Genomic DNA, 10,676 nt, shown 5'->3' with positions numbered 1-10,676 from the left:
GGGAAGCCTATTATTTTATCCGGGAGTGTGTCCAGCACTTCCGGATTATGTAACCGCTACCCATTTTAGATCTATGGCATAATGGTTACCCTCCTTCCTTCAACTTTTACATTTACATCTCCGGTAAGTGTGAGTATCCTCAGCGCTTCCTTTAGATTTTTCGACCTGGATATCCGGCCTCCAAAAGGTAGATTTTCAACATTCCCTTTATAGTCTACTTCAATATCGTACCAACGGGAAAGTTTTCTCATAATTGATTTTAGACTTTCGTTCCTGAATATGAATTTGCCGTTCTTCCAATCTATTGCTGCTTCCGCATCAACATTATTGACCAACAATTCGGTTCCTTTCAGCTGAGATTGCTGCCCTGGAACAAGACGGGCGATCCGGCTATATTTACTTCCCGATGAAACTAATGGCCTCACTGCTACACTCCCTTCCAAAAGGGTCGTTCTGGTCATGCCATCATCATCATAAGCTGAAATATTAAAATGTGTTCCAAATACTTCTACATGCTGTTTTCCTGTTTTTACAATAAATGGCCTTGAACTATCATGTGCAACCTCAAAGTACCCTTCTCCCTCAAGCTCAATAACCCTGTTATCTTTAGAGAATGTAGAAGGGTATCGAACACTTGAAGCTGAATTTAACCAAACCTTGGTACCATCAGAAAGTACCACCTGAAATTTACCACCATTTGGCGTGATTACCGTGTTGAAAGTGACCTTTGAACTTTCAGCCGATAGGTCGCTGGCAACCAGGTCATACACCAATCTGCCTTCAGCTGTCTTTTTTATCTCCTGCCCTCTCTGGTCTGCAATATGCCCTTTATCGGCTTTACCCAGATCTATTTTAGATCCATCGCCCAGGATCAGTATTGCTCTGTCTCCTCCAGCTAAAATCCGGCTCGCATAATCGATCTGTACTGGTGTCTGCAGTTTGTTGGGCTTGATTAAAAACAAAGCCGTTCCCACAATGATAAGGATTACCGCGGCAGCCAACCACCTAAACGGTAAAACAAACCTGCTCCGCCTTGCTTTATTGGTATCCAATTTTTGGTCTCCCCATAGGTCTTCCTCGATTTTAAACAACAAGCGGGTCTTGAGTGTTTCCTCCTGTTCAGGGCTAAATACGCTATACTTCTTTTCACCCATCCTATCACAATAGGCCTCAACCAGTATCTTTTCATCCGGGGTGGCTGTATTGTCCAGATACCTTTCGACGAGCGATAAAAAATGTTCCTTTTCCATAGTTATATACATATGTACCAAAAGACCAGGGATACCCTACGCTTTAGCAAATGTTTTTTTCGGAATAATGGGAATGATAAAAAACGCTTAGGATTTGGACAAAAAGTAAAAAGACGTAACAGCAAGACAGAGTTCAAGGTTAAGACCACTCCTGATCATCTTAAGCGAAATGGACATCTTTTTTTCTACGGTTTTTTCAGATATTTCCAATTTACTGGCTATCTGTTTATAGGTTAAGTTCTCCTCTCTGCTCATCACAAATATAGCTCTGCAGTCCGAAGGTAGCTGACTGATCAGTTGCGCTATAAGATGTTGTTGTTCTTTAAAGAGCATTGGATTTTCCAATACGATCTCACTGGTAACCATAGCAAGCCTTGTATAAAAAAGCTGATCTGTTTTCTGCTGGCGTATCAACTTCAGGACTCCAAATCTAACAGCCTGAAACAAATAAGACTTTAAAGAAAGAATCTCTACGGTCTCCCTACGTTTCCACAAGCTTACAAAAACTTCCTGAAGTGCATCGGAGGCTGCATTTTCATCACCAACAATATTATATGCAAAATGATGGAGCGACTTCCAGTAGCGATTGTAAATTTCGCTAAATGCTTTCCTGTCCCCATTTTTCAACATGGAAATCAGATCTGAATCAGAAATTAGGAGCTGGCTGGTCATTTAATTTTCAAAACGAATCTAGTAATAAATTATATATCAACCGATAATCTTCATCGGCTTTTTTTTGTCGTGGCCTCTCCGGTGCAGGTTTTACCTTAACTTCTGTATCAATAACTTCTCACAAGCAATTTGGCTAAGTACGACATTTGTTCTCCCATCATAACTTACTTCTCTGGTTCCATCAAAAGCTTCTATTAAATCGATTGTAAGGATAGTTCCCAATTTTAAATCTCTACTATTTAAAAACTTCAAGAAATCATCAGAGGAGTGAATAACACCAAAAAGCTTAATGGTTTCACCGGTGCTGCATTCACTCAACTTTCTTTGATCAAGAAATTCAACTCTTCCATAGCTGTCAGGTATAGGCGCACCATGAGGATCAAATTTTGGATGGCCCAGGATTTCATCCATTTTATCAAAAAAAATGCTAGAACTCACATGCTCAATCTGCTCTGCAATATTATGGACTTCATCCCAGCCAAATCCCATTTTCTCTACAGATACATTTCAGTAAGGCGATGCTTTCTAACAATTAGGGCAGCCTCCTTTTTACCTACTTCAGTAAGGGTAACAGGCTTATAAGTTACATAACGAACAAGCTTTTTTTCCGCAAGCTTCTTCATCATACTATTGACTGTAGGCATTTTTATTCCTAGAAACTTACTCAAATCGTTTACGCCAATCTTTCCGTTTTCGTCAGCCAAAATGAAAAGTGCTTTCAGGTAATTCTCTTCTGTTTGGGAATTCATCTAACAAAGCTAAACATAATATTACGCTTTAATATTCGCTTTAATATCGACTTATCAAATAAATTATGTTAGTATAACCTAACTTTATATATTTGCATAATATAACTCTAAAATTAGATTAATGAAAAAAGCATTACTTATTGTATTGTTTCTCCTTGGGTTTGTTGTTGTTATACAATCCTGCTCCAAGCTAGGACCTGCTGCTCCTAAAGATGAAGATTTACTAGATGGACCTGTCGAAGGCTTAACCAATGAGCAAAGCCGAAGATTCTTAGCTGGGGATGTAGCCTTTAATGATGAAGTATTTACTCCAGAAACAGGATTAGGGACCGTTTTTGTAGCTACAAGCTGTGGTAGTTGTCATGCAGGAGATGGTAAAGGGCATCCTTTTACTACACTTACCCGCTTCGGACAAATTGACGAAACTGGGAACAAATTCCTACATCAGGGCGGTCCTCAATTACAAAACAGAGCAATACCTGGTTATATGCCAGAACAAATACCCTTCGGAGCAACTTTTTCCAAATTTACACCTCCTGCAAATACTGGATTAGGATTTTTAGAACTCGTTTCTGACGCAGATATACTAGCAATGGCAGACCCTAATGACAATGATAACGACGGGATTTCCGGGATACCAAACTATGGTAATTTACCAGATTATGTAGTGCCCTTTGCTCATGCAATTGAAAAAACCGGAAAATATATTCATCGTTTTGGCAAAAAAGCAGCAGCTTATAGCCTATTGCATCAAACCGTAAATGCCTATAATCAGGATATTGGAATTACCTCTAGTTACGATCCTGTAGATGTTTATACGCGTTTAGCAATTGACCCGGAGATTTCTACCCAAACCGTAAATGATGTGGTGTTCTATTTACAAGCGCTTAAAGCTCCTATACAACGTCAGCAAAACGATCCTGAAGTACAAAATGGAAGAATGATATTTGATCGCATAAATTGCTCAACATGCCATAAGCCAACTTTAAAAACAGGTGCATCTTCTATAACTGCCCTATCTAACGTTACTTTCCAACCATATACTGACCTACTATTACACGATATGGGGCCTGGACTTGACGACGGCTACACTGAAGGAACGGCAAAAACTTTTGAGTGGAGAACTCCTGCGCTATGGGGACTTGGTCTTTCTACAAATTCTCAGGGAGGTCAATATCACCTAATGCACGATGGTAGAGCTAAAAGTATTGAAGAAGCTATACAGCTGCATGGTGGAGAATCAACAGGTAGCAGAAATAAATTTATCCAGCTCTCAACATTAGAAAAAAATGCACTTATTAAATTTTTAAAGTCACTATAACCATGGAAAGAAAAGATTTTATAAAAAACTGTGGTCTTGCCTGTTTAGGTGGCATAGGAATTTCCACCCTTTTAGAAAGTTGCAGTTCATTACAAATTTTAACGGGACAAATAGCAGGTGATGATTTGGTTGTACCGCTATCTGATTTTGTAAAAAACGCTAATAAGAAACAATTCAAGAGGTATATCATTATCAACAATGATCAGTTAAAATTTCCTATTTGTGTGTACCGCTTTAATGAAAGTACTTATACTGCATTGTGGATGCAATGCACCCACCAAGGTGCCGAATTACAAGTATTTGGGGATAAACTACAATGTCCGGCCCACGGCAGTGAATTTAACAACAAAGGGATCATGCAAAATGGCCCTGCTGCCACCAACCTACGCACATTTGCAATCGCTGTTGATAAGGATCAACTTAAAATCTCTCTTAAAGCAATATGAAGAAATTAATTACCACACTCACAGTTATACTAATCACTTGCTATATAGCAGAAGCCCAAATTGATCCCAAGCTTCTTAAAAAATCGACAAGCGACACCGCAAAGAAGTCTTTAAACATGGATGCAGTTTATGAACGACCGTTCATAGCCGTTGGAAAATTACCTGTTGCATTAGGGGGCTATATGGAAGCGAACTGGCAACATTCAGGAACAGATGGTGTTTCTGAAGGCCATCAATTTCAGTTCAGAAGAATGACCTTATTTGTTGCTTCCACAATTGGCAAACGCATTAAATTCTTATCGGAAATTGAGTTTGAACCAGCCGAAAAGGAAATAGCAATAGAATTTGCTGCACTTGATCTGGAACTTCATCCCCTACTCAATTTAAGAGGTGGAATGATTATGAATCCTATAGGTGCATTCAACCAAAATCATGATGGGCCTAAATGGGAGTTTACTGATCGTCCCATTGCCATGACGCAAATGTTGCCTGCAACCTGGAGTAATGCCGGGTTTGGTATTTATGGGAAACATTATAATACAAATTGGATGTTCGGCTATGAACTTTACGCCTCCAGTGGGTTTGATAATTCGATTATTGCTAACCGGGAGAATAAGACCTTTTTACCCGCCGCAAAAGAGAATTCAGAAAGGTTTGAAGAAATGGCAAGCGGCGAACCGCTATTGACGGGAAAAATTGCAGTGCGACATAATAAAATAGGTGAAATCGGATTATCCTACATGGGGGGTATTTACAATAAATGGCAAGATGATGGAATTGTTATCGACGACAAAAGACGCTTAGATGTATTTGCTATTGACTTTAATACTACTTTGCCAAAGCTGAATACTTTTATTACTGCCGAATGGGCTTGGATCAATGTAGGTGTTCCAGCAACCTATTCTCAACAATTTGGGAACAAACAACAAGGCGGCTTTGCTGATATTGTACAACCAATTCTAAAAAGAAATATGCTAGGTTGGCAAAATGCCGTAATCAATCTTGCTTGCCGTTTTGAGTATGTAGATTGGAATGTTGGGAAATTTAAAGAAACTGATGAAAATATTGGCGATGAACTATGGAGTATAATGCCTGGTATTAGCTTCAGACCAAGGCCGCAAACAGTTATAAGGGCAAATTATAGAATTCAAAGTCAAAGGGATTTATTAAGCAACCCACCGAGCCGAACAGCTGCAATACAATTTGGAGTATCAACATATTTTTAATCTATCATTATGCAGTGCCTGTGCCTGCAGATAATCAATAAGAAAAGGGTTGCTTTTTACGAGCAACCCTTTTCTTAATATTATGAATAAATTCTTCAGAGATTTTTGTTTAATGTCGACTTTTACAGCCTCTGGCCTTTCGGGCTAGAATATGATTTCTTTCGTCGCTGTATCGGGTGGCAGACACTGGCTCGCATCGCAGGCTTGATAATATAAACTTACTGTTGCTTTGGAACCTTTTATGGAGTTACCTGGCACGGATAGTTCCTGTATAAAACAAACTTCATCTTCATATATCATCACTCCCGGATCTCCAGGCATAGGCTTAGCTGCTGACGACTGCCAGTTCCCTACCTGCTTTACTCCTAAAGGTAATTCCAGGGATAGCTGAGATTGAATAAAAGGAGATTCCGTTGGCACATAGCTGTAAATGTGCCAGTTCTTAAGCAATTTTACTTTCAACACCAGTAGCTTCTTATCTGCTCCATTACCGTCAATCAGGGCGGCACCCAGCATTACAGGATTAAGTTTGTCGGGTGTAAGACAGTTAATCTCTGATAGTGCTTTCTGTACCCTGGTATCCGTTTTGCCCAGATCGTCTGCTTTTTTATTTGACGGTGTCCAGTCCGAAGGTGCAACAATGAATTTATAGCCACCTGCTTCCGTAAAGAAAAGGTTACGCCTGTTTTTGCTCAGCCAATTGCGCCACTCAGAAGCGGTATTGTAATTTTGATTTGTATATCGTTTCAGCAGGCGCATAGCTTTCTCCTTGTCTTTATTTTGCGCCAGCATCTCTACACAGGTTTCCAGTAAGCGGAGATCGTTATTGGCAATGCCCAGGCTTTTGACATCCAAATCGATACTTCCACTTCTTTCCATGGTCCCATTGAAGTATTTAAGATTGTCCCGGCAATAATTAACCAGTGATAAAGTATCCATCTGAACGGCCAAAGAGTCGGCCCCGGCAATACTTTTTACAAATTCATACCTTTGTTGCAGGAAACTGTTCCATTCTATTTTCGGGGCGGCTGTACCTGGTTTACTACTTTTTTCCCACATGGTTTTATACCTGTTAAATCCATCTAAAGAAGCCAGGTCGGTACCCATTGCAATACTCGCCCGTTCCACTGGAAATGGATCGGCAGATAACCGTACAACGGGCTGCTGACCATCAAATTTTTTGATATAGCAAATGGAATTTATAAATACTTTTTTGGCTTCTTCCGTCATATCTGATGGAGCAGCATTGAATCCCCAAAGTAAAAAATTACCATGTCTGGCAATGGCCGCAGCATGTTGGTCTTTTGCACTTACCCCTCCCGAAATAAACTCGGCATCAGGTTCATTAAGCCCCAGATGAAAGTAAACAACCCCAGGTGGGTAACCTGTTCCTTCATAAACACTTTCTTTTTGCACTCTCCACATAGGAACCTGTTCTGATAGCTCCTTACTGAAGAGTTTGGCTATTACCGGCGTTTCTTTTTTAGGCATAGTGATTGATACCGGCACAGGGTTTTTAAATATTTCGTGTGCGGTATTGATATTATATGCATCGGCACCCAGACAAACACATTCCGGAGCAAACTTTACCCCAATTGAGAAAACCATTCCGCCGTTTCCACTTAAAAGAATGACGGGTTTACTGAAATTTTCGGGCAAATATTTAGCATAGATGGTCTTTATTATACGACCGTCTGCATCCTTGATTTTTTTTTCAGGAACGAGGGGTTCCGGTTGTGCATCAAAAATGGTAACATCGTAATCATTGGACAAAGCAGGTTTATAATCTCTTGCATCCACTAACGTTACTGCCTTAAAATGCTGATCCAGAAATTGTTTAAAATCCGGCATTCGTGTTGGCCCAAGATCATGGTTTCTCTTAGGCCAGCCAGATTTTGCGTCTGGAATTGGGTTAGGGCGTGAAGGGTCGTTCCCAACATAGAGTATTTTCAGAGGAATCAGGGATGCTGATTTTTGTCCGAATGCCAGCATACTGCAAACGCAGCATACCAGCATGAATATTATTCTTTTCATGTTATTTCCTTTAAATGATCAGATGAACTGTACAGGAATTATCTTTTGGCATTTAATGCCTCGTTAATCTTTGTCTGGGTAATATCCTGACTTGGTCTTGGAGCATCAATGTCGAAGATTTTTCCGTCACGACCAATGATTACATAGCGCGGGATGCCCTGGATGTTAAAGGCTTTCCCTACCGGGCTATCTACACCTGAGTTGGCTTGAGAAAGTACATGAATTCCTTCTATTTTGTCATCAGCAATAGCTTTTTTCCAGGCATCCATCTTACTATCCAGGCTGACATATAAGAAAACCACATCTTTGTTATCCTTAAATTTTGCATGTAGCTTAGGGCTTCCATTTTTCATTTCATACCTACAGGGCGAGCACCAGCTGGCCCAAAAATCCATGTATATTACTTTACCTGCAAAATCTTTTAGGGTCACATCTTTACCGTTCAGGTCTTTTAAAATAAAAGGTGGAGGCGTTTTTCCGGCCGATAACTTATCCACTTTAAGATAATTAGCCCTTAATTCCTTTGCCTGGCCTTCGGTGGCATATTTAGCTATAAAATCGTCCATTAATGGTCTGATCAGAGATAGCTCTTTTGTGCTACCCACGGCCGAATTTACAATCCCAAAAAGAGCAGCACGCTTTAGCTTTTCCGGGTATATCTTTTCAACAAGCGCAATCTTAAATTTCACCTCTGCTTCAGGCGATAAGGTTTTGTCCAGTGTTCCCAGTTTAAACTTTTCCCGATTGCTTAAAAAAATCGGAAAAACATTTGTCATAAATCCTACATAGTCAGGATTTGTGGTGAACTGGTCATCTATTCTGATATCTTTTTCCAGATCCCAGTAGCTATCCGGAATACATTCAGAGAATTTCTTTTCGGGGGTAACATAGTATCTTGGGAGCAAAATTGGCAGCCCCAGCTTTTCACATGAAAAAGAAATATAACAGTCGTTATAAAATGTGGCACTAACTTTTTGCCTGTTAGCTTCCAGCGTATTCAATTTCAATTGCCCAAGTTCATAATAAGTTTTAATAGCATCTGCCGGGCTCAATATTTTATCACCAATTTCTTTCCCCTTCTTTTCGTATGCTGATGCATGAACCCTGGTACATTCGTGGAATACCCTGGTATTTTCAGCACCCTTACCCGAAAATGAACTATTCTTATCAAAATCAGTTACTATATTCAACTGGTCCCCTTGTTCCAGATATAAAGTCATGCTCCTTTTTTCCGGTTTATCAAACCCCATTCTTACCTTTAAAGGTTTATCGTGTTTAAAATTCAATACATATCTGTTGTCCTTCCCAGGTTTGGCAAAGAATACTTCACCATAATCAGCCACCCAGATAGAATCGGGTTTTATTGATGTAATTTCGATGGTTACTTTAGTTTCAGCTTTTTGTCCGAATGTTATGCCTGTGTACACGCATAGCATGAATATCATGATTAATTTTTTCATTGATCTGTACTTTAAATTGTTTTAATCCCTGGTTCCTGTTTTTACGGATTTTGCTTTAACTCAGGGTTCGCATTCATAATGTATTGAGGAAAACGAAAGGTTAACCTCTCCGCTTTTAATGGATATGATTTCACAATGTTACCTGCTGCGTCGTATACATGATGTACCATACCAACCGTGGATTTGTAAGTGTCATCAACCGAAAGACGGCGCATGTCCCACCAGCGTTCACCGGCGGTCGCATACTCCCTGATTCTTTCCTCTAAAATGTATTTGGTAAGTGCTACTTTATCTGAAGCAATACTTACCGGAACATCAGCCGCGGTTGGCACATCTTTCTGCATTCTTGTTTTACGGAAAGTGACTAAATCCTTAACGGCATTTGTAAGGTCTCCAGCACGTGATTCGCATTCGGCTTTTAACATGTAAAGGTCCGGAACATTTATGCCCATATTGTTATACCTCCCATAACACCTCATCATTTTAAGCGGATATATAGCTCCGGTTGGCGGGAAAGGCGCTGTGTTGAAAAAATTAAGGCGCAGATCTTCTTTTACATACAATGCAGCCGTTTGAGGAGTCACCGGAATAGCGGAATATATATAGCTATAAAAATTAAGGAAGTTTTTCAGGTACAATACTTCTTTATCGGTGGCCATGGCAAACCGGTTGGGGCCTGTGATCGGATTAATGGGATAAAAAGCGCCTCCGGTACTGAAGATTCCATTGAAATCATGCAATCCCACTGGGATGCTGGCATTTGACAGGTTCGATATAGACGAGGTAAAGAGTGGTAGGGCCTTATCAAACTGCTGCATATTCACGTACACTTTTCCCAGGATCGCTTCTCCGGCAGACTTAGACATACGGTTCCTGCTAATGATCTGGACCGGCAGATCAGGGATTGCTTCTGTTAAATCGGCTATGATCAGATCGTATCCGGCCTGTACAGAGGAACGTGTAAAGGTAGTCTGAGTTACGTCCGCTACTTTAACCAAAGGAATACCGGGATCTGAAGCGGCAGTAGCGGCATTGTAGGGTTTGCCATAATAATTAACCAGCATAAAATGCACCCATGCCCTGCCTGCAAGTGCCTCGGCACGCAAAGCCTTTTTCTGGGCATTGTTTCCCTCTTTGGAATCCATTATCTCATTAATCACCTTGTTATAGCTGTACAACTGCTTTTCCAGCTGGCCCAACTCGGAAACATTTTCGGTTGGCAGATAAATATCATCCTGATATTCGAAAGCTTTCTGGTCAGTCACACTGGCTACTCCGGATCCTACACTATATAAAGGTGCAAAACCTGCCAGCTCATCAGACATCACTATTTGTGAGGCCCGACCCAGCGTAGTAAGGTTAGGATCATTTAGTAAAAGTTCATAATCTGATGTTTTGGTGGCAATAGCAACGCCCTTTGGCACAACCTCAAGAAAATCTTTCCCGCATGAGCCAAGGCCTATTGTTAATATAGCAAGACTGGCTATTGTGATTATATTTTTATTGTAAAGCATGACT

10 protein-coding genes are annotated in these 10,676 nt (G+C 40.4%); 3 read left to right on the top strand and 7 right to left on the bottom strand.

What is annotated here, in order from left to right; all coding sequences use genetic code 11:
- Positions 1–71: 71 nt before the first annotated feature.
- The 4 genes from B9A18_RS22280 to B9A18_RS25465 form a co-directional block, all read right to left on the bottom strand.
- Positions 72–1,250, bottom strand: coding sequence for a FecR family protein (locus tag B9A18_RS22280; RefSeq protein ID WP_159452728.1), 1,179 nt, complete (start codon positions 1,248–1,250; stop codon positions 72–74).
- Between the two features lie 87 nt (positions 1,251–1,337).
- A complete protein-coding gene (locus tag B9A18_RS22275) occupies positions 1,338–1,922 on the bottom strand; it encodes an RNA polymerase sigma factor (protein ID WP_084291767.1) in 585 nt (194 codons plus the stop codon).
- A 90-nt stretch (positions 1,923–2,012) separates the two neighbouring features.
- Positions 2,013–2,411, bottom strand: coding sequence for a metal-dependent transcriptional regulator (locus B9A18_RS25470; RefSeq protein WP_235005414.1), 399 nt, complete (start codon positions 2,409–2,411; stop codon positions 2,013–2,015).
- A gap of 5 nt (positions 2,412–2,416) precedes the next feature.
- Positions 2,417–2,671 (bottom strand): metal-dependent transcriptional regulator, encoded by a 255-nt coding sequence (locus B9A18_RS25465; protein ID WP_235005413.1) that lies wholly within the window; start codon positions 2,669–2,671, stop codon positions 2,417–2,419.
- Positions 2,672–2,792: 121 nt separating this feature from the next.
- Here B9A18_RS25465 and B9A18_RS22265 point away from each other — a divergent pair, with 121 nt between their 5' ends.
- Genes B9A18_RS22265 through B9A18_RS22255 form a run of 3 tightly spaced genes read left to right on the top strand, consistent with a single transcriptional unit; the run spans position 2,793 to position 5,664 of the window.
- Positions 2,793–3,992 (top strand): di-heme oxidoredictase family protein, encoded by a 1,200-nt coding sequence (locus B9A18_RS22265; RefSeq protein ID WP_084291766.1) that lies wholly within the window; start codon positions 2,793–2,795, stop codon positions 3,990–3,992.
- 2 nt (positions 3,993–3,994) lie between these two features.
- Positions 3,995–4,438 carry a QcrA and Rieske domain-containing protein gene (locus tag B9A18_RS22260; RefSeq protein ID WP_084291765.1) on the top strand — a complete coding sequence of 148 codons (444 nt, stop codon included), beginning with the start codon at positions 3,995–3,997 and terminating at the stop codon, positions 4,436–4,438.
- Positions 4,435–5,664: a hypothetical protein gene (locus B9A18_RS22255; protein WP_084291764.1), complete on the top strand. Its 1,230-nt coding sequence runs from the start codon at positions 4,435–4,437 to the stop codon at positions 5,662–5,664. The genes B9A18_RS22260 and B9A18_RS22255 overlap by 4 nt, the downstream gene beginning before the upstream one ends.
- A 144-nt stretch (positions 5,665–5,808) precedes the next feature.
- On the opposite strand, the gene B9A18_RS22250 is transcribed toward B9A18_RS22255, so the two are convergent.
- Genes B9A18_RS22250 through B9A18_RS22240 form a run of 3 tightly spaced genes read right to left on the bottom strand, consistent with a single transcriptional unit; the run spans position 5,809 to position 10,672 of the window.
- Positions 5,809–7,698, bottom strand: coding sequence for a protein-disulfide reductase DsbD domain-containing protein (locus B9A18_RS22250; protein WP_084291763.1), 1,890 nt, complete (start codon positions 7,696–7,698; stop codon positions 5,809–5,811).
- A gap of 38 nt (positions 7,699–7,736) precedes the next feature.
- The gene (locus B9A18_RS22245) at positions 7,737–9,158 is read right to left on the bottom strand and encodes a TlpA family protein disulfide reductase (protein WP_084291762.1); all 1,422 of its coding nucleotides are present in this window, start codon (positions 9,156–9,158) and stop codon (positions 7,737–7,739) included.
- Between the two features lie 41 nt (positions 9,159–9,199).
- Positions 9,200–10,672, bottom strand: coding sequence for a RagB/SusD family nutrient uptake outer membrane protein (locus B9A18_RS22240; RefSeq protein WP_084291761.1), 1,473 nt, complete (start codon positions 10,670–10,672; stop codon positions 9,200–9,202).
- Positions 10,673–10,676 lie beyond the last annotated feature (4 nt).

It is taken from the genome of Pedobacter nyackensis (assembly GCF_900176505.1).
Classification (GTDB): Bacteria; Bacteroidota; Bacteroidia; order Sphingobacteriales; family Sphingobacteriaceae; genus Pedobacter; species Pedobacter nyackensis.
This window is presented reverse-complemented; position numbering and strand designations above follow the sequence as displayed.